Annotated in this window: 16 protein-coding genes and 1 riboswitch; of the genes, 14 read left to right on the plus strand and 2 right to left on the minus strand. The window is 34.7% G+C overall.

From position 1 onward, the window contains the following. Window positions 1-23: 23 nt before the first annotated feature. Both groL and EDD66_RS12990 read left to right on the plus strand, forming a co-directional pair. Complete coding sequence (gene groL / locus EDD66_RS12985; protein ID WP_123610025.1) at window positions 24-1,646, plus strand: chaperonin GroEL; 1,623 nt, start codon at window positions 24-26, stop codon at window positions 1,644-1,646. A 156-nt stretch (window positions 1,647-1,802) separates the two neighbouring features. After that, complete coding sequence (locus tag EDD66_RS12990; protein ID WP_123610026.1) at window positions 1,803-2,312, plus strand: DUF6106 family protein; 510 nt, start codon at window positions 1,803-1,805, stop codon at window positions 2,310-2,312. Between the two features lie 142 nt (window positions 2,313-2,454). Here the strand turns inward: EDD66_RS12990 and EDD66_RS12995 are convergent, their stop codons facing one another. After that, entirely contained in the window at window positions 2,455-3,066 is a 612-nt protein-coding gene (locus tag EDD66_RS12995; RefSeq protein ID WP_123610027.1) for a class I SAM-dependent methyltransferase, read from the minus strand. 587 nt (window positions 3,067-3,653) lie between these two features. Here EDD66_RS12995 and guaB point away from each other — a divergent pair. Together guaB and EDD66_RS13005 are read left to right on the plus strand one after the other, a co-directional pair. Beyond that, complete coding sequence (gene guaB / locus EDD66_RS13000) at window positions 3,654-5,108, plus strand: IMP dehydrogenase (protein ID WP_123610028.1); 1,455 nt, start codon at window positions 3,654-3,656, stop codon at window positions 5,106-5,108. 63 nt (window positions 5,109-5,171) lie between these two features. Next, entirely contained in the window at window positions 5,172-5,873 is a 702-nt protein-coding gene (locus tag EDD66_RS13005) for a peptidoglycan recognition protein family protein (protein WP_123610029.1), read from the plus strand. A 98-nt stretch (window positions 5,874-5,971) separates the two neighbouring features. Here EDD66_RS13005 and EDD66_RS13010 read toward each other — a convergent pair whose 3' ends face one another. After that, entirely contained in the window at window positions 5,972-6,451 is a 480-nt protein-coding gene (locus tag EDD66_RS13010) for a deoxycytidylate deaminase (RefSeq protein ID WP_123610030.1), read from the minus strand. 306 nt (window positions 6,452-6,757) lie between these two features. Here EDD66_RS13010 and EDD66_RS13015 point away from each other — a divergent pair, with 306 nt between their 5' ends. The 10 genes from EDD66_RS13015 to era all read left to right on the plus strand — a co-directional run bounded on the left by EDD66_RS13015 (window position 6,758) and on the right by era (window position 20,265). Next, complete coding sequence (locus EDD66_RS13015; RefSeq protein WP_170164352.1) at window positions 6,758-7,669, plus strand: phosphate ABC transporter substrate-binding protein; 912 nt, start codon at window positions 6,758-6,760, stop codon at window positions 7,667-7,669. 24 nt (window positions 7,670-7,693) lie between these two features. Then, entirely contained in the window at window positions 7,694-8,638 is a 945-nt protein-coding gene (pstC, locus tag EDD66_RS13020; protein WP_330511194.1) for a phosphate ABC transporter permease subunit PstC, read from the plus strand. Beyond that, complete coding sequence (pstA, locus tag EDD66_RS18710; protein WP_243115358.1) at window positions 8,638-9,780, plus strand: phosphate ABC transporter permease PstA; 1,143 nt, start codon at window positions 8,638-8,640, stop codon at window positions 9,778-9,780. The genes pstC and pstA overlap by 1 nt, the downstream gene beginning before the upstream one ends. A 13-nt stretch (window positions 9,781-9,793) precedes the next feature. Next, window positions 9,794-10,555: a phosphate ABC transporter ATP-binding protein PstB gene (gene pstB / locus EDD66_RS13030; protein ID WP_243115359.1), complete on the plus strand. Its 762-nt coding sequence runs from the start codon at window positions 9,794-9,796 to the stop codon at window positions 10,553-10,555. A gap of 109 nt (window positions 10,556-10,664) precedes the next feature. Then, the gene (gene phoU, locus EDD66_RS13035) at window positions 10,665-11,315 is read left to right on the plus strand and encodes a phosphate signaling complex protein PhoU (RefSeq protein ID WP_123610033.1); all 651 of its coding nucleotides are present in this window, start codon (window positions 10,665-10,667) and stop codon (window positions 11,313-11,315) included. A gap of 35 nt (window positions 11,316-11,350) precedes the next feature. Next, window positions 11,351-12,055, plus strand: a complete 705-nt coding sequence (locus tag EDD66_RS13040) for a response regulator transcription factor (RefSeq protein ID WP_123610034.1) — start codon at window positions 11,351-11,353, stop codon at window positions 12,053-12,055. 16 nt (window positions 12,056-12,071) lie between these two features. Next, window positions 12,072-13,802, plus strand: coding sequence for a sensor histidine kinase (locus tag EDD66_RS13045; RefSeq protein WP_123610035.1), 1,731 nt, complete (start codon window positions 12,072-12,074; stop codon window positions 13,800-13,802). A 139-nt stretch (window positions 13,803-13,941) separates the two neighbouring features. After that, window positions 13,942-14,022, plus strand: a riboswitch (ZMP/ZTP riboswitch). Between the two features lie 552 nt (window positions 14,023-14,574). After that, entirely contained in the window at window positions 14,575-16,128 is a 1,554-nt protein-coding gene (purH, locus tag EDD66_RS13050; RefSeq protein WP_123610036.1) for a bifunctional phosphoribosylaminoimidazolecarboxamide formyltransferase/IMP cyclohydrolase, read from the plus strand. A gap of 323 nt (window positions 16,129-16,451) precedes the next feature. Next, window positions 16,452-19,334 carry an insulinase family protein gene (locus EDD66_RS13055; RefSeq protein WP_123610151.1) on the plus strand — a complete coding sequence of 961 codons (2,883 nt, stop codon included), beginning with the start codon at window positions 16,452-16,454 and terminating at the stop codon, window positions 19,332-19,334. Between the two features lie 22 nt (window positions 19,335-19,356). Then, window positions 19,357-20,265 (plus strand): GTPase Era, encoded by a 909-nt coding sequence (gene era / locus EDD66_RS13060; RefSeq protein ID WP_123610037.1) that lies wholly within the window; start codon window positions 19,357-19,359, stop codon window positions 20,263-20,265. Window positions 20,266-20,284: the final 19 nt, after the last annotated feature.

Raw genomic sequence — 20,284 nt, forward strand, 5'->3', positions numbered from 1 at the left:
AATGATATTAGGAGGCAGATACAATGGCGAAACAAATTAAATATGGAGCTGAAGCCAGAGCAGCACTTGAATCTGGTGTGAATCAACTAGCAGATACAGTGAGAGTAACATTAGGACCAAAAGGAAGAAATGTTGTATTAGATAAATCATTTGGTGCACCACTTATTACAAATGATGGTGTTACAATTGCAAAGGAAATTGAATTAGAAGATGCATTTGAAAATATGGGTGCTCAATTAGTAAAAGAAGTAGCAACAAAGACAAATGATGTTGCCGGTGATGGTACAACAACTGCAACTGTATTAGCACAAGCTATGATTAATGAAGGTATTAAAAATTTAGCAGCTGGTGCAAATCCAATTATCTTAAGAAAAGGTATGAAGAAAGCAACGGAAGTAGCAGTTGAGTCTATTGGTAAGATGAGTTCTAAATTAAATGGAAAAGAGCAGATTGCAAGAGTTGCGGCAATTTCTGCTGGTGATGACGTAGTAGGACAATTAGTTGCAGATGCTATGGAAAAAGTATCTAACGATGGCGTTATTACAATCGAAGAATCTAAGACAATGTTAACTGAATTAGACTTAGTAGAAGGTATGCAATTTGACAGAGGCTATGTATCAGCATATATGGCTACTGATATGGATAAGATGGTTGCAGAACTTGACAACCCATATATTTTAATTACTGATAAGAAGATTTCTAACATTCAGGAAATTCTTCCAATTCTTGAACAAATAGTTCAAACAAGTGCTAAATTATTAATTATTGCAGAGGATGTAGAAGGAGAAGCACTAACTACATTAATCCTTAATAAATTAAGAGGTACATTTAATGTTGTCGCTGTGAAAGCACCTGGATATGGCGATAGAAGAAAAGCTATGTTACAAGACATTGCAATCTTAACAGGTGGTACTGTAATTACAGAAGAACTGGGCTTAGACTTAAAAGAAGCTACTCTTGACCAACTAGGACGTGCAAAATCTGTTCGTGTTGAAAAAGAAAATACTATCATTGTAGATGGTGAAGGAAGTAAAGAAGAAATTGATGCAAGAATCAATCAGATTAAAACTCAAATAGTTGAAACAACTTCTGATTTTGATAGAGAAAAATTACAAGAAAGACTTGCTAAACTTGCTGGTGGTGTAGCTGTAATTCGTGTGGGTGCAGCAACTGAAACAGAAATGAAAGAAAGCAAACTTCGTTTAGAAGATGCTCTTGCAGCAGCCAGAGCCGGTGTAGAAGAAGGTATCGTAGCAGGTGGTGGTTCTGCTTACATTCATGCTTCTAAAGAAGTAGCAAAATTAGCAGCAGAGCTTGAAGGAGATGAAAAAACTGGTGCCAACATAATTTTAAAAGCATTAGAATCTCCATTATTCCATATAGCAGCAAATGCAGGTTTAGAAGGTTCTGTTATTATTAGTAAAGTAAGAGATCAAAAATTAGGATACGGTTTTGATGCGTTAAAAGAAGAATATGTTGATATGGTTACAGCTGGTATCTTAGATCCTGCAAAAGTAACCAGAAGTGCTCTTCAAAATGCTACTAGTGTTGCATCAACATTTTTAACTACAGAATCTGTTGTAGCTAATATAAAATCAAACGAACCAGCTATGCCAGCTGGCAACCCGGGAATGGGCATGATGTAATCACTAAATAATTCCAAAATAGTATTATATTAATGAAATTTTTAAGGTGAAGGTTCAAGATGACCTTCACCTTATTTATTATTTGGGAAAAAGCTTTTATTCTTAAGAATTCTTTTGTATAATGTAGAAAGGAAATTGACTATAGGAGGATGATATATGAGCGAGTTATATGCAGAAGCTGGTGTAAAGAGAAGGGAAAATGCAAAGTCTATTGCTGCAAGAGTGGGAATGATAGCATTTATCATTGTTTCTTTTTTTATAAGTGGATTATCAACATTTTTAGTGGTTTTACCCGCAGCGGCTTTAATCATAGCATTTATATTTTTTCCAAGATTAAGTGTTGAATATGAATATGTTTTTTGTGATGGACAAATTGATTTTGATAAAATAATGGGAAAAGCAAAGAGAAAGACAATGCTTAAAATGGATTTGGATCAAATTGAGATTGTAGCGCCAACAAATTCTCATTCCCTTGATTCTTATAAGAACAGCAACCTTCCAAAGAAAAATTATTCCTCTCTGGATTCTAATGCAAGAACATATACAATTATTGGAAGAGTAAAGAATAAGACAGAAGGTCAGAACATTCAGGTTATTTTTGAACCAAGTGAAAAAATGATCGAATGTATGAAACTGAAATCCCCAAGAAAGGTTGTCACTTATTAGTTAACAGACACTTTGTCTTTACAAGTTATAAAGCTTTATGGATAGAGAAATCATTTGTGCTGCCTTTCCTTCCTGAGGGTATGTTCTTCACAAGCCTCAGTCGGATTCCACCCAAATGATTTCTCTATTTCACAAATGTTTTTCATTTTTGCAATATAAAACAATATGACAAATTAGGTTTTATTTCAATAGCATTAACAATCTTCAATTCATTTCGTAGTGCAGCTTCCTCAATTTCTGTTGGGGTATATTTTGAAAAACCATAATCAGTGTATTTTAATTTATCTAAGAATTCTTTAGAATATATAGCATTTACAAATAATCCGCCCGGTTTTAATACTCTTTTAATTTCTGATAATCCTCTATCTATATCTGACCAAAAATATATGGTATTAACTGTATACACCCCATCAAAGAAATCATTCCTGTAATCCATATTTAAAACATTTCCTTTTTCCAGATGCATCCTGTTCCCTTGAATAAACTTATGATTCCGTTTTCTTGCAAGTTCAACCATATCTTCAGAGATTTCAATCCCATAAAACTGACTTTGACTATGTTTCGCCAATTTATTGATCAGGTATCCATTTCCAAAACCCACATCTAATATCTTTTCCTGTGGATTAGAACCTATAGCCTTGATAACGCTCTTATACTGCTTTTGGTTCATCCGGTTCATAATAAAAGTTGATAATCGCCCGCCAATTCCGGTAGGTTTCCCAAATTGCTCACCGATATATTTTGTTAAGTTCATAGTTCATCCTCCAAGCCAGTAGCGTTTTTTTCACTTTTATCCCTCTGTGTATTTATAATAACTATTGTTCATAACTTTAGCATATATTATCATAAGTACCTGTCTTTAACAATATTTGAGGAGTGGAATTAATAAATAACAAATTTAATATAAAACCAAGGTTACTAGTAAGCGTAAGTTGTATTTAATGAGATCTAAGTCACTTTTCCAATGAACAGCCTTGCCTCAATATCTTCATGGAATAGAGCAGGGCATATTCAATTTTCGAGTCTTTAAGGATTTGTGTGTTTCTTATTACTTGTTAGAGGGCGACAATCTCGGCAAAAAATTCTGTTTGAGCGAAGCGAGTTGGTTTTTTGCCGAGATGTTTTAAGTCATCAAACAAGTATTAGAAACACTAAAATCCTTAAGTATGAGAAAAGTAAATATGCCCTAACCTATTCCTGTGATACATAAAGGGCAAGGCGTCTTAGAGATAAATTGAAATTTCCATTGGTTCATGGTTGACAATGCAATTAATATTGGTTATACTTTTTAAAATTATGATTTTAAAACAAGCGTACTTAAAGAAAGAGAGGATATCTAGGATGGGAACAATAATCGGCGATGGAATTACATTTGACGATGTGCTGTTGGTACCAGCTTACTCGGAAGTAACTCCGAACAAAGTTGATTTAACAACAAACCTTACCAAAACAATTAAATTAAATATTCCGATGATGAGTGCAGGAATGGACACAGTTACGGAACATAGAATGGCAATTGCAATGGCAAGACAAGGTGGAATTGGCGTTATTCATAAGAACATGTCAATAGAGGCTCAGGCAGAGGAAGTTGACAAGGTAAAACGTTCTGAGAATGGTGTCATTACGGACCCATTTTATTTATCACCTGAACATACTCTAGAAGATGCAAATAACCTTATGGCAAAGTATAGAATATCAGGTGTACCAATTACAGAGGGTAAAAAACTCGTTGGTATTATTACAAACCGTGATCTTAAGTTTGAAGAAGATTTTTCAAAGAAGATTAAGGAATGTATGACTTCCGAAGGATTAATCACTGCACCTGTAGGAATTACTTTAAACGAAGCAAAGAAAATACTGGCAAGAGCAAGAGTAGAAAAATTACCGATTGTAGATAAGAAAGGCAATTTAAAAGGACTTATCACAATAAAAGACATTGAAAAACAAATAAAATATCCTTTATCAGCAAAAGATGCACAAGGAAGACTTCTTTGTGCCGCTGCAGTAGGAATTACAAATAATATTTTGGAAAGAGTGGATGCGTTAGTAGAAGCCAAAGTCGATGCAGTAGTCATTGACTCTGCTCATGGACACTCTCTAAATGTTGTTAATACGGTAAAAATCATCAAAGAGAAATATCCAAAGCTACAGGTAATTGCAGGTAATGTAGCAACAGGAGAAGCAGCGAAGTCCCTTATCGAAGCAGGTGTAGATGCTGTAAAAGTTGGTATTGGACCTGGTTCTATCTGTACAACCAGAGTAGTGGCAGGTATTGGTGTACCCCAAGTTACTGCAATTATGGACTCTTACGAAGTGGCAAATGAATATGGTATTCCTATTATCGCAGACGGAGGGATTAAATACTCAGGAGATATGACAAAAGCAATTGCTGCCGGAGCCAATGTGTGTATGATGGGCAGTATATTTGCAGGCTGCGATGAAAGTCCGGGAACCTTTGAATTATTCCAGGGTAGAAAATACAAAGTATACCGTGGTATGGGATCTATTGCAGCTATGGAAAACGGCAGTAAAGACAGGTATTTCCAGACAGATGCTAAGAAATTAGTGCCTGAAGGAGTTGAAGGACGTGTTGCCTACAAAGGAACGGTAGAAGATACCGTGTTCCAATTAATTGGTGGTTTAAGATCCGGTATGGGTTATTGTGGAACAGCAAGTATTGAATCATTAAAAGAATCGGGTAGATTTGTTAAGATTTCAGCTGCATCTTTAAAAGAAAGTCATCCACATGACATTCATATTACGAAAGAAGCACCAAACTATAGTGTAGACGAATAATTATGTTTTATCTAGGGCTGTCGTTTCCCGGCAGCCCTTTTTGAGAAATTTGGGAGAAAGTATATGGGTAGAAGGTTAACAAAGAAAGAATGGAGAGCCAGAAAGAGAATTAAGTTACTTATTATAATAAGCGTTCTATTGATTGTAATAATTACAGTATTATGTATATTAGGAGCAATATTTCATACAAATTTTTGGAAGAAAGAAAAGTCCATTTATACGGTGTCAAAAGGTACTGTTTTAAAAGGAAATTATCCGGGGGATCTTAATCTAAATGTACAACTGCTTACACCAAATGAATTTTCCAGACCACAGACTGAGCTTGAAAAGATAAAGGGAGTAGTGGTACACTACACAGCCAATCCAGGAACAGATGCATTACAGAATAGAAATTATTTTGAGAATTTAAAAAACTCGGGGATTACAAAAGTGAGCAGCCATTTTGTTATAGGATTAAATGGAGATATCGTACAATGTATTCCGACCAGTGAGATTGCATATGCATCCAATGAAAGAAATGAAGATACGATTTCAATTGAAGTTTGCCATCCTGATGAAACAGGAAAGTTCAATCAGGAAAGCTATAATTCTTTAGTCAGACTGGTGGCATACTTGGTCTGCGAATATAATTTGGAATATGAGGCTATTTTAAGGCATTATGATGTAACAGGAAAAAACTGCCCTAAATATTTTGTTGAACATGAAGAAAAATGGGATAATTTTAGAAGAGATGTGTTTATTTATATAGAAAATAATAAAGCATAAGACATATCTTAATGCACCTTATTTGAAAATGAAGGTTGATAATTAAAGAAGCACTCTTAACTTTTATGAAATTCATAGAGTTAAGAGTGCTTTTATGTTTATAACGATAATGTGATTGTCTTATGTATTGGCTGATACATGCGATACTTCACACCTGCAGAATCGAGCATTCTTTTTGAAGCTTTTACAGAATCTTGATCCGCATATTTATCTTCCATATATATGATCTCTTTAATTCCTTTCTGAATTAATGCTTTGGAACATTCATTACATGGGAATAGTGTAACATATACTTTAGAATTTCTCATATTCGTACCGGTATAATTAAGGATCGCATTCATCTCTGCATGGCATACATAGAGATATTTCGTATCTAGGGGATCGCCCTCCCTCTCCCAAGGATATTCATCATCAGAACAGCCAATAGGCATTCCGTTGTAACCCAGGGATAAAATCTTATTATCTTCACTGACAATACAAGCCCCAACACTTGTATTAGGATCTTTACTTCTCTCAGCAGATAAAAGTGCAATACCCATAAAATATTCATCCCATTTTAAATAATTCTGTTTCTTCATATAAACCCTCATCCTTTCTGGTTTTACTGGCACCCGGTTTCTCTTTACAAAGATGTTAAGTGCATATTATTTATAATATAACACATTATATTTCTATATGAAATGATAACTTAGTCCTTATAGAAGGTAAAGATATATTTTTACCAAATAAATTCTGGATATTCACATTCTTATTCACTTTACATAAGCTTTACATTGGAAAAATACTGGTTTAACAAACAGGGTGTAAATTGTTTATTGTAAAAAGAAAAATAGAGGAGAACTTATACAGTCAACATGTATAACTCAAAAAATGGAGGAAAGAACATGAAATTGAAAAAATTATTAGCTTTTGGTTTAATTGCAACGATGACTTTAGCATTTACAGCTTGTGGTTCTAAAGGAAATGATACAGCCGCAGATGAAGAAACTAAGACTGAAGAACAGGGAAATACAACAGAAGAAGCTAGTGAAGATACAAATAGTGATTCAGAAGGATTATCAGGAACAGTAGTTATTACAGGTTCAACTTCAGTAGAAAAAATTCTTTTAGATATGATTGATGAATTCCAGGCAATAAATCCAGATGTTAAAATTAATTATACTGGTACTGGCTCTTCAGCAGGAATTCAAGATGCAATTGATGGTGTAAATTCACTTGGTGCATCCTCTAGAGAATTAAAAGAAGAAGAAACCAGCCAGGGATTAACTGCTGATGCATTTGCTTATGATGGTATTGCTGTAGTAGTACATCCATCAAATGAGATAGCAGATATTTCTTTAGAAGATTTAGCAAAAATATATAGTGGACAGATAACGAACTGGAAAGACCTTGGAGGTAAAGATTCAGAAATCGTTGTAGTTTCAAGAGAAGGTGCATCTGGTACCAGAGGTGCATTTGAAGAATTGATCAAATTAGAAGATGCCGGCGGATTATCAGAAGGGGCTACTGTAGTAGAAGGTAACGGTAATGTTCAGACTGGTGTAGCAGGAAATGAAAATTCAATAGGTTATGTATCTTTCTCATTTATTGATGAAACAGTAAAAGCGCTTACTGTAGGCGGAGTAGAAGCAAATGCAGAGAATGCAAAAGCTGGTGATTATAAATTATCAAGACCTTTCTTATTCGCATATAAGGCAGAAAGCTTAACCCCAGAAGCAAAAGCATTCGTTGAATTTACAAAAACAGATGATGCACAAGCGTATGTTGAAGCGCATGGCGGAATTAAAATAAACTAAACATGATAGGGGCATGGAAAGAGTATGGAAAATAACAAGAATGTAATAGATAAACAAGCTCATACAGATATGGCTGAAGTGAGAATGAAGCCGAATAGGGTAAGAGACATTGTAGAAAAAATTATTGAAACTATATTCTTACTATGTGCCATGGCCAGTGTAATAAGTGTAATAGCAATTATAGCATTTGTCTTCTGGAAAGGATTAACTCCTTTCCTGGGAGACAATTCATATAGCTTTGGCGCATTTATTACAGGAACAAAATGGGATCCCGGAAATGATATCTTTGGAATTTTCTATATGATAGTTGGCTCAGTATTTGCTACCATAGGAGCGATTATCTTTGGAGTTCCGATCGGTATACTGACTGCTGTATATATTGCAGAAATTGCACCAAAAGGATTAGTGAAAACTATAAAGCCTGCCATTGAATTATTGGCAGGCATTCCGTCCGTTATCTATGGAGCTTTTGGTGTAGGTGTTATTGTGCCTTTAGTTAATAAAATATCTCCAAGACCGCAAGGAGAATCTTTGTTGGCAGTAATATGCGTGTTGACTGTTATGATATTACCAACAATTATAAATTTAACAGAGGCTTCAATCAAAGCAGTACCAAAATCATATCGTGAGGCATCCTTGGGGCTTGGCGCATCTAAGACTCAGACTATATTTCAGGCAGTATTGCCTGCTGCAAAATCAGGTATACTTTCAGCAACTGTATTAGGGATAGGCAGAGCTATTGGTGAAACAATGGCAGTAATGATGATTGCAGGTAATCCAATCGGGGGCATTCCAAGCAGTATATTCGACAAAATCAGACCTTTAACTTCTAATATCTCTATGGAAATGGGATATGCATCTGGAAGACATCAGGAGATGTTATTTGCTACCGGGGTGGTATTATTCATATTTATAATGGTAGTAAATATTACACTTATTAAAATTACAAATAAGGCGGGTGAAAAATAATGGATTCAAGAAAAATGAAAGATGGAATTTTACAGGGGCTGATTTATTTTTCAACTGCATTCACCGTATTAGTATTAGTGGTTATCTTAGGATTTGTATTATATAAGGGATTACCGGGAATTAATTTAAATTTTCTGACCCGAATGTGGGATTCTAAGACCACTTTTGTAAAAGTCGTAAAAGAGGAATCTGTAGATAATAACACGAAAGATGGATATATATCGTCACTTGGGATTACTATTGATTTAGATGAAAAGAACAAAGTATATATTACAGAGATTGAGTCAGAGTCTCCAGTGAAAGAAGCTGTTAATCTTAAAAATGATTCTTATCCAATCAAAAAGGGAGATATTATTACAAAAGCAGATACAACAATATTTGAGAATATCACCATAGAAGAAGCAGCGACAGCTTTAGAGAATGGGAATGAAACAATGAAGTTAAAGGTAGTTCGTCCAGGTGGGGGTATCATCCCTATGCTGGTGTCTACAATATATATTATACTATTATCTCTTTTAATATCAGCACCAATCGGTATTCTGGCTGCAATTTATCTGAATGAATATGCAAAAGCAGGGCGGTTATTGAATATAATCCGTTTTGCAATTCAGAATCTGGCAGGAATACCATCAATCATCTATGGTTTATTTGGTATGTTAGTATTTGTTCAAATGTTACAGATGCAATATTCAATCCTTGCTGGTGCATTGACACTCAGTATTATACTTTTACCAACAATAATATCAACAACAGAAGAAGCATTAAAAGCAATACCGGCAACTTACCGGCAATCTTCCCTTGGACTTGGTGCCACAAAACTTCAGACCAATTATAAAGTAGTACTTCCAAATGCTTTACCAGGTATTCTGGTAGCAATTATATTAAGTATTGGGCGTATTGTAGGGGAATCCGCAGCGTTATTATTGACAGCAGGTACTGTTGCCCAGATACCAACGGCTTTTACAGGAAATGAAGCTGCAGCCGCAACATTAACAACAAAATTATATTGGTTAATAAAAGAATCCGGTGATTTAAGTGGAGCAAGCTCTATCGCTATTGTGTTATTGGTTTTAATTATTGTTTTAAATATTATATCAAAGACAATTACAAAACATTTTTTAGCAAAACAGGGAAATAAATAAAGAGGTGAGACAAGTGAACGATACAGTATCAAAATTTTCAGTAAATGATTTAGATTTATTTTATGGCAGCTTCCAGGCTTTAAAGAAGATCAATATGGAGATAAAAGAAAATGAAATTACTGCTTTTATTGGACCTTCCGGATGTGGTAAATCCACATTTTTAAAAACTTTGAACCGAATGAATGATTTAGTAGAGAATGTGCAGATTGGTGGAAATATATATCTTGACGGAGTAGATATCTATAGTGATATTGATGTGATTAAGCTAAGATCACGTGTGGGAATGGTATTTCAGCAACCGAATCCGTTTCCAATGAGTATCTATGATAATGTAGCTTATGGTCCCAGAATTCATGGGATTAAAAAGAAAAATCAACTGGATGAAATAGTAGAAAAGAGTCTGAGACAGGCTGCAATCTGGGATGAAGTAAAAGATAAATTAAAGAAAAGTGCCCTTGCAGTATCCGGTGGTCAACAGCAGAGAGTCTGTATTGCCAGAACCCTTGCAGTAGAACCGGAAGTAATTCTTATGGATGAACCGACTTCTGCCCTGGATCCAATCTCAACTTTAAAGATTGAAGATCTGGCAGTAGAATTAAAGAAAGATTATACTATTATCATTGTTACTCATAATATGCAGCAAGCCAGTAGAATATCAGATAAAACAGCATTTTTCCTATTAGGGGAAATGATCGAATATGGGGATACTCATCAGATCTTTAATAACCCTGTGGATAAAAAGACAGAAGATTATATTACAGGCCGTTTTGGTTGATTCTTTAAATATATAGTATTATTATATAAATAGAAATATTAATGAATCAAATGGTCTAAAATAGTGTTATATAAAACAATGAAAAATTTTAAAGATAGGAGAGGTATTCATGACAAGACAGGTTTTTATACAGGAATTAGAGCAATTACACAATAATGTGATTAAGATGGGAAGTATAGTTGAACAATCCATGAATGATACGATTCTGGCGCTTGAGAATATTGACGTGGAATTGGCAAAAAAAATTATTATTCGTGATGATGAAATCGATTTGTTAGAACAGAATATTGAAAGGGATTGTATTAATATCATCGCAAAACAGCAACCAATAGCATCTGACTTAAGAAAAATCACTTCCATCATGAAGATAATTACGGATATTGAAAGAATGGCAGATCATTGCGCTGATATCTCAGAATATATTATAGATCTTAATAAGAAACCAAAAGCAAAAGCTCCTGAAAATTTGGATAAAATGGTTACTGCAATGAAGAAGATGGTAATAGATACCATTGACAGCTTTGTAACGGCAGATTTAAAGAAGGCTAATAATGTAATTGCCTCAGATGATGAAGTAGATGAATATTTTAATGTGATCCGTGATGATTTGATTTCCATGATGCAGGTCAATAAAGATGTTATTCCACAATGTGTAGATTATCTTATGATCATTAAATATCTTGAGAGAATGGCAGATCATGCAACAAATATTGCTGAGTGGATTACATTTATTGTGACGGGGGATTTAGTATTAAGTTAGTAAATTTATTTTTCTAAGAAAGAGAAGGTGAGGATATGAGTGTAAAGACAATACTGGTACTAGATGATGAAGTCCATATTTTAGAATTAATAAATTATAACTTAAGTAATGAGGGTTACAAAGTAATTACAGCTGAAACAGGAGAAGAGGCATTAGAATTACTTGAAAAAAATGAAATTGATCTTGCAATATTGGACATAATGCTTCCTGGTATTGACGGTATTGAAGTTTTACGTAATATAAGGTCTCATCGCAATTATAAGAAGCTGCCGGTAATATTATTAACTGCAAAATCTGATGAAATCAGTAAAGTTGTTGGTCTTGAAGTGGGAGCAGATGATTACCTGGCAAAGCCATTTGGTGTACTTGAACTTCTGGCACGAATTCGGGCGGTACTTAGAAGAACGGAAGGGCCACTTAGTTCTAAAAGTGAAGAAAAAGAAGAGAAAATCACTATTGATCATATCACCATTAATAAGATAAGAAGAACAGTACAGGTAAATGATGCAGATATTGAATTATCCCTAAAAGAATTTGAGTTGCTTTATTTGCTGGCAGAAAATCGAGGGATTGTATTTTCCAGAGACACTTTATTAGAGAAAATCTGGGGATATGATTATCTTGGTGAAACAAGAACTGTAGATGTGCATATTCGAAATCTTCGGAAAAAGATTGAAGAAGATGATAATAACCCAATCTATATTAAGACTGTAAGAGGTGTTGGCTACAAATTTAGCTAGGAGAGAGGGATGAAGTATGCAAAAAAAATTATTTCTATCATATCTTATCATTATTACTTTGGTACTTCTCATATCCATTACATCTTTTTGGAGCAGAGGATATGAATTTATTGATCAGCAGGGCCAGGATTACTATATAATGCAGGCTCAGATCTTAGCGGATACCTTTGAGAAGGAAAACTTTGAGGGAAAAGCAGCCTACAATGATTTTATTATGGAATATTCGAAAAAATATGATATTCGAATTACTTTAATAGACTCCCTTGGGAATGTGGTTGGAGATACTACCCAGGAATCCCTGGAAAATCATGCGACCAGAGAAGAAGTAGCCAAAGCATTAAATGGAGAAAGTGTCGTTGTAAACAGATATTCCCAAACTATGGGCCAGGATTATTCTTATAGCGCAGTTCCTGTAAATACAGATGAATTTAAAGGAGTACTCCGTATCTCAGTTCCTTTGGATGAAATTGCAACTTTAGATGAGAATTTAATTAAAGCTATAGCCACTACTACTTTTTTATCTCTTGTTATCGTCTGTATCGCTGCATTTTTTTACTCCAGGATATTAGCAAAACCAATTAATGAGATTACAAACGCCGCAGAGAAAATTTCAGAAGGTGATTATAATATAAAGATATATACTGATGAAACAGACCAGATAGGAATCCTTGCAGGTGCATTTAATTCCATGACGAAGAATCTTAGAACAACAATATCTGCGTTAACTCAAAGAAATACTGAACTTGAAGCAATGCTTAGCAGTATGGCCAGTGGAGTAGTCGCAATTGATGATGGCAGCCTGATTCTTTTTCATAATCGATCTTTCATGGACATCACAGAAGCAAAAGAAGAGGATTTAAATGGGAAATCATTATATAGTATTGTTCGCAGCTCGGTGATCTTTGATGTGCTTGAAGGAGTAAAACAAAGTAATGAGACGGAAGTAAGGGAAGGCATTTTAAATGTAAGCATAAATAAAATTATTAAAGTAACAGCAACACCAATAAGTCTTTCAGCAGGGCAATCCATAGGTATACTTTTAATTCTTGATGATATTACACAGATACGAAAGTTAGAAAATATGAGGAGTGATTTTGTATCTAATGTTACCCACGAGCTAAAGACACCTTTGACTTCCATACGTGGATTTATAGATACTTTGAAGAATGGAGCAATAGAGGATAAGGCAGTGGCTCACAAATTCCTCGACATAATTGATGTAGAGGCGGAACGTCTATTTAGCCTGATACAGGATATCCTGTTACTTTCAGAGATTGAATCTAAGAAAGATAAAGAATTAATGACCTGCCGGGTAGATAAAACAATTGGAGAGGTAATTGAGCTGCTAAGACCAAAGATCACAGAGAACGTAGAGTTGATTTATGAGCAGGATTCCTATGTGAGACCGTATTCTTGTAATCCAGACAGAATGAAACAGTTAATGATTAATTTAGTGGATAATGCGATCAAATATACGGAACAAGGTACAATAAAGGTTGAATGTAAAGAAGAAAATAATAAATTGTTATTACGTGTAAGTGATACTGGTATTGGTATGGCGGGCGAGCATTTATCCAGGATATTTGAGCGCTTTTACAGAGTAGATAAAGGGCGTGCAAGGAAACAGGGTGGAACCGGACTTGGGCTATCTATTGTCAAACACATTGTTGAGCTTTATGGGGGAAGAATCAGAGTGGATAGTGAAGAAAATAAAGGAACTACTTTTGAGATTCGCTTACCTTATTAAAAACAATGGGATTGACAGTATATTTGTTACCTACTGCAGATATATTATTTAAAGTATTAATAAAATATATAATAAAAAATAATAAGAAACAATAATTAATCTATTGATTTAATGAAAAACTTATAGTAGACTACAAGTATCAAATCTGTACAACTGGCGGATAAATGGGATAACCCATAGGGAGTACAGATATTATAAGCCGACCGCCTGGGCAAACCGTTTTTTGGGTTACCCAGGCGGTCATTTTCGTGCAGGCAATGAGCCGAGCAGCAGGATAATTTAAGCCGACCCTCATATTTATATGAGGGTTCGGGCTTAATTATCCTGATAGTGGGCGACTGCCCACGAACTTTAGAAAACGAAGTTTTCTAAAGTCTGCTCGGAAGTTATCGAAAAGCGGAGCGACTGCCCACGAACTTTAGAAAACGAAGTTTTCTAAAGTCTGCTCGGAAGTTATCGAAAAGCGGAGCGACTGCCCACGAACTTTAGAAAACGGAGTTTTCTAAAGTCTGCTCGGAAGATATCAAAAAAGCGGAGCGACTGCCCACGAACTTTAGAAAACGAAGTTTTCTAAAGTCTGCTCGGAAGTTTGTAGACAATTGCGAAACTCTAAAATTATATTTATTTGTAAAACAATTAATACAATTCCAGAGCGGAAGCTAAGCGGAAGGAGCGTTGGAGCGGAGGAATTTGTATTAACTATTTTGCAAATTTAGAAAACTTAATAGTTTCGCAATTACCTAAATGATATTTATTTTAGAAGGAGAATAAAATGAGAGCATTAATTAGTGTATCTGACAAAACAGGTATTGTAGAGTTGGCAAAAGAATTTACAGAGCTTGGAATTGAGATTATTTCAACAGGTGGTACCTATAATAAATTAAAAGAATCCGGGATACCGGCAATTGAGATCTCAGAATTAACTGGTTTTCCGGAATGTCTTGACGGTCGGGTTAAAACATTGCATCCGATTGTACATGCCGGTCTTCTTGCAATGAGAAGTAAGCCAGAGCATATGAAACAATTAGAAGATTTAAATATTGAGACAATTGATATCGTTATAGTTAATCTATATCCATTTAAAGCAACAATACTAAAAGATGGAGTGACAAGAGATGAGGCTGTTGAGAATATAGATATTGGAGGCCCAACTATGCTTCGCTCTGCTGCCAAAAATTATCAAGATGTTGCTGTAGTAGTAGATCCAGGAGATTACGAAAAAATCCTTCAGGAATTAAAGGGAAACAAACAGATTTCTCTGGATACCAAATTCTATTTAATGCAGAAAGTATTTATGCATACTTCTAATTATGACACAATGATTGCAGATTATCTCAAGAAAGAAAGAGGGGATCATGAACTTCCGGAAACATTAACGATGACTTTCGAGAAGATTCAGGATATGAGATATGGGGAAAATCCTCACCAGAAGGCAGCATTCTATCGTGAAATTGGTAAGAAGACGGGCTCTCTTACAGATGGGATACAGCTAAATGGAAAAGAATTATCCTTTAACAATATCAATGATACCAATGGTGCCCTTGAGTTATTAAAAGAATTTAATGAACCAACTGTTGTTGCATGCAAACATGGAAATCCATGTGGAGTTGGAAGTGATGAAGATATCTATAAGGCATGGAATAAAGCGTTTCAGGCAGATAAAGTCTCCATCTTTGGCGGCATAGTAGTTGTAAATAGAGAAGTTACTGCAGCAGTGGCAAAAGAAATGGCTGAAATTTTCTTAGAAGTAATCGTAGCTCCAGGCTATGAAGAAGAGGCTCTTGCTATATTACGTTCTAAAAAGAATCTCAGAGTGTTAGAATTACCAGGGATTGAAATTCCTCAAGACGAAAATGCTTATGATCTTAAGAAAGTAAATGGAGGCTTAATCGTACAGACAATTGATAGTAAGCTGATGGATGAAGGGGATCTTAAAGTTGTTACAGACAGAGTTCCAACAGAAAAAGAGTTAGAGGATATGAAATTTGCATGGAGAGTTGTTAAATTTGTAAAATCCAATGGTATTGCAATTGCAAAAGATAAGCAGACAGTAGGTATCGGTCCTGGTCAGGTAAACCGTATCTGGGCTGCAAATCAGTGTTTTGATCATGCGGCAGAACTAATCGGACCGGATGCAGCAAAAGGCTGTGTATTAGCTTCTGATGCATTCTTCCCATTTGATGATTGTGTGGAGGCTGCATATAGAGCGGGAATTACAGCAATTATCCAGCCGGGTGGGTCTATTCGCGATGAAGACTCTATCAGGAAATGTAATGAATATGGAATTGCAATGGTATTCACAGGAATGAGACATTTTAAACATTAATCCGGAACCCATTTCAGGATAATGTTGTTCATTTATAATTAATTTAAAATAACTGCTTATCAGGCTCATGCCTGAAGCAGTTATTTTTCTATTTGCCGATGTTCTGGTTTCTGCAATATTTCTTGCCTACCTACCTAGAATCAATTATAATAGAAGATAATTCCATCAATTTGTAATTAAGTAACACTAATGTACATAGATAACCTGAAAAAGGGGAAAATAGGATATTAGTAAACAATTTGAATAATAGGAGGTTTTGTATCGTGTCTAAGAATATAAATAGCAGTAAAGAATTGACAGATATACCGGCATATGAGCTGGTTATGGAAGAGAATTTAGAAGAATTAAAGAGTCTGGGTCTTGTTTTTAATCATAAGAAAACAGGTGCGAGAGTAATCGTACTATCTAATGATGATGATAACAAAGTATTCTCCATTGGTTTTCGCACACCACCGGCAGATTCTACTGGTGTAGCTCATATTATTGAACATTCTGTTCTTTGTGGATCTAAGAAATTTCCAGCAAAAGATCCTTTCGTAGAACTAGTGAAGGGCTCACTAAATACATTTTTAAATGCAATGACTTATCCGGATAAGACAATTTACCCGGTAGCAAGCTATAACGAGAAAGATTTCAAGAACCTTATGGAAGTTTATTTAGATGCGGTTTTTTACCCTAATATTTATAAAAGAGAAGAAATCTTTAAGCAGGAAGGCTGGCATTATGAATTAGAAGATTTAGATGGTGAAATTAAATATAATGGTGTTGTTTACAATGAGATGAAAGGTGCTTTTTCTTCTCCGGAACAATTACTTTACCGATTGATTCAACACTCTTTATACCCGGATACTGCATATGGAACAGAATCAGGAGGCAATCCTGACTTTATCCCAGACTTAACTTATGAGGATTATCTTGATTTCCACAGAAAATATTATCATCCAACCAATAGTTATATATACTTATATGGAGATGTTGATATTGAAGAAAAGTTAAATTGGATTGATAAAGAGTATCTTATGAATTTTGATAAGATTACGATTGATTCTGCGATTCATAAACAGCCTCCATTTGTAAAGGTAAATGAAGTTACAGAATATTATTCCATAGCAGAAGGTGAATCTGGCGAAGAAAAAACATATTTAAGTTATAATGTTTCCATGGGAACAAGTTTAGAGAGAGAACTATATCTGGCATTCCAGGTTCTTGATTATGTACTTCTGGATGCTCCGGGAGCACCATTAAAGCAAGCCTTGCTTGATGCCGGAATAGGGCAGGATATTATAAGCAGCTTTGATAATGGAATATTACAGCCATGTCTTGCGATTATTGCAAAAAATACGGATGAAGATAAAAAGGAAAGATTCTTACAGGTAATTAAAGCTACATTAGATGAAATTATTTCAAAAGGGATTGATCCTAAAGGATTAAAAGCAGCAATCAATTATTTTGAATTTAAATATAGAGAAGCAGATTTCGGAGCATATCCAAAAGGTCTTATGTATGGAATTCAGATACTTGACAGCTGGCTGTATGATGATGGGAAACCATTTATTCATATCAGAGCCAATGAAACCTTTGCTTTCCTGAAGAATCAAGTAGGAACCAGATATTTTGAAGATTTGATCAAAGAATATATTTTAGAGAATCCTCATGCTTCTTTAGTCGTAGTCAAGCCAAAACCAGGCCTTACTACGAGAAAAGAAGAAGATGTGAAAAAGAAATTATCAGATTACAAAGCAAGTCTATCTAAAGAAGAATTACTTGCACTGATTGAAGACACGAAGAACCTTAAGAAATATCAGGAAGAACCTTCAAGCAAAGAGGATATTGAGAAAATTCCTTTATTAAACCGTGAAGATATTGAAAAGAAAGCCAGACCAATTTATAATGAGGAAAAAGAAGAAGCTGGTATCAAGGTTCTGCATCATAATGTATTTACCAACGGGATAGGCTATATTAAATTATTATTTAATGTAAAAAATATTCCTCAGGATAAATTTTCTTATCTTGGACTTCTATCTACTATGCTTGGTTATGTGGATACGAATAAACACAGTTTTCTGGATTTTTCTAATGAAGTGAATATTCATACCGGAGGTATTCATTCAACTGTAAGTACGTATAGCCAATATGGTAAATTAGGTGAATTTACCGGAATGTTTGAAATAAAAGCAAAAGCTTTGTATGAGGAATTACCTTCAACATTTGAATTAATAAATGAAATGATTCATGAAACAAATCTAAAAGATGAGAAGCGCCTGCTTGAAATTCTGTCAGAAGTGCGCTCAAGGTTACAGATGAAGATGAATTCATCAGGACATCTGATTGCAGCCAGCAGATCCACGTCCTATTATTCACCAAGTGCTTATTTTGATGAACTTACCAGTGGAATCAGTTTTTATCGTTTTATTGACGATTTAATCATTAATTTTGAAGCTAAGAAGACAGAGGTAATTCAAAATCTTGAAGAATTAGTGACTTGTATCTTTAGAAAAGAGAATCTTCTTATTAGTTATACTGCTGATGAAGAAGGATATGAGGCATTGGTGAATCAGATCACACCATTTGCAGAACAGCTGAGCACACAGCCAGTAGAGAAATATATAAATGAAATCAGACCTAAAATGCTGAATGAAGGATTTAAAACTTCAAGCCAGGTTCAATATGTGGCAAGAAGCGGGAACTTTATCCGGGCAGGATATGAGTATACAGGCGCATTAAAAGTATTAAGAGTTATCTTAAACTATGATTATCTATGGATCAACCTCAGAGTAAAAGGTGGAGCTTATGGATGTATGAGCGGTTTTGGATATACAGGGAATGGATATTTTGTATCTTATCGTGATCCAAACCTTCGAGAGACAAATGATATTTATGCAAAAACAGAACAATATGTGAAGAACTTTAATGCAGATGAAAGAGATATGACCAAATATATTATTGGTACAATTAGTGGTATAGATACTCCACTGACCCCTTCAGCGAAAGGAACTGTTTCGCTTTCTGCTTATCTTTCAGGAATTACAGAAACTCAGCTGCAAAAAGAACGGGATCAGATTTTAAGTGCTGATGTTGAAAGTATCCGTGCTTTATCGGGAATCGTGAAATCTATTATTGATGCAGGTAATATCTGTGTTATAGGAAATGAACAAAAAATAGAAGAGAATAAAGATCTCTTTATGGAAGTTAAGAATTTAATGTAATATATTAAAATAAAGGAGATATATGAAGAAAGAATACAAATCAGGTTTTGTTACCTTAATTGGCCGACCGAATGTAGGAAAATCAACACTTATGAATCAGATTATCGGCCAAAAGATAGCAATTACCTCTAACAAACCACAAACCACAAGGAATAGAATCCAGACAGTTTATACCAGCGAAGAAGGGCAGATTATATTCTTAGATACACCTGGTATTCATAAAGCAAAGAATAAACTTGGAGAATATATGGTAAATGTGGCTGAGAGAACGTTGAATGAAGTAGATGTGGTTCTTTGGTTAGTAGAGCCAAGCACTTTTATTGGAGCAGGAGAAAAGCATATCGCAGAGCAATTAACGAAAGTTAAAACCCCTGTCATATTAGTCATTAATAAAATAGATACCGTAAAAAAAGAAGAGATTTTAAATTTCATCAATGCATATAAAGATGTTCATGATTTTACTGCAATCATACCAGTATCTGCGGCAAAAGGTGAGAACAAGGAAAATCTGATTGGAGAAATATTTAAATATTTGCCAGCCGGTCCTATGTTTTTTGATGAAGATACCATTACAGATCAGCCAGAACGTCAAATTGTATCGGAACTGATAAGAGAGAAGGCCTTACGTTTATTAAATGATGAGATTCCTCATGGCATCGCGGTATCTATTGAAAGTATGAAGGAAAGAAATCATGGTAAAATGATGGATATTGATGCTACTATTATATGCGAAAGAGACTCTCATAAAGGAATTATTATTGGAAAACAAGGTGCCATGTTAAAAAAGATCGGCAGCAATGCGAGAAAAGAAATTGAAAATCTATTAGATTTACATGTAAATCTTCAGTTGTGGGTAAAGGTAAAAAAAGATTGGAGAGATAGTGACTTTTTCTTAAGAAATTATGGATTTAATAAAAATGAAATGGATTAATCTTTCTTTAAAGAACCTT

This window comes from Mobilisporobacter senegalensis (assembly GCF_003752155.1).
GTDB classification, from domain to species: domain Bacteria; phylum Bacillota; class Clostridia; order Lachnospirales; family Lachnospiraceae; genus Mobilisporobacter; species Mobilisporobacter senegalensis.

Coding starts and splice junctions, on each gene's coding strand:
- groL (WP_123610025.1), top strand. CDS start 24: ATGGCGAAACAAATTAAATATGGAGCTGAAGCCAGAGCAGCACTTGAA.
- guaB (WP_123610028.1), top strand. CDS start 3,654: ATGGGAACAATAATCGGCGATGGAATTACATTTGACGATGTGCTGTTG.
- EDD66_RS12990 (WP_123610026.1), top strand. CDS start 1,803: ATGAGCGAGTTATATGCAGAAGCTGGTGTAAAGAGAAGGGAAAATGCA.
- purH (WP_123610036.1), top strand. CDS start 14,575: ATGAGAGCATTAATTAGTGTATCTGACAAAACAGGTATTGTAGAGTTG.
- pstC (WP_330511194.1), top strand. CDS start 7,694: ATGGAAAATAACAAGAATGTAATAGATAAACAAGCTCATACAGATATG.
- EDD66_RS13005 (WP_123610029.1), top strand. CDS start 5,172: ATGGGTAGAAGGTTAACAAAGAAAGAATGGAGAGCCAGAAAGAGAATT.
- era (WP_123610037.1), top strand. CDS start 19,357: ATGAAGAAAGAATACAAATCAGGTTTTGTTACCTTAATTGGCCGACCG.
- EDD66_RS12995 (WP_123610027.1), bottom strand. CDS start 3,066: ATGAACTTAACAAAATATATCGGTGAGCAATTTGGGAAACCTACCGGA.
- EDD66_RS13055 (WP_123610151.1), top strand. CDS start 16,452: ATGGAAGAGAATTTAGAAGAATTAAAGAGTCTGGGTCTTGTTTTTAAT.
- phoU (WP_123610033.1), top strand. CDS start 10,665: ATGACAAGACAGGTTTTTATACAGGAATTAGAGCAATTACACAATAAT.
- EDD66_RS13015 (WP_170164352.1), top strand. CDS start 6,758: ATGAAATTGAAAAAATTATTAGCTTTTGGTTTAATTGCAACGATGACT.
- EDD66_RS13010 (WP_123610030.1), bottom strand. CDS start 6,451: ATGAAGAAACAGAATTATTTAAAATGGGATGAATATTTTATGGGTATT.
- pstA (WP_243115358.1), top strand. CDS start 8,638: ATGGATTCAAGAAAAATGAAAGATGGAATTTTACAGGGGCTGATTTAT.
- EDD66_RS13040 (WP_123610034.1), top strand. CDS start 11,351: ATGAGTGTAAAGACAATACTGGTACTAGATGATGAAGTCCATATTTTA.
- EDD66_RS13045 (WP_123610035.1), top strand. CDS start 12,072: ATGCAAAAAAAATTATTTCTATCATATCTTATCATTATTACTTTGGTA.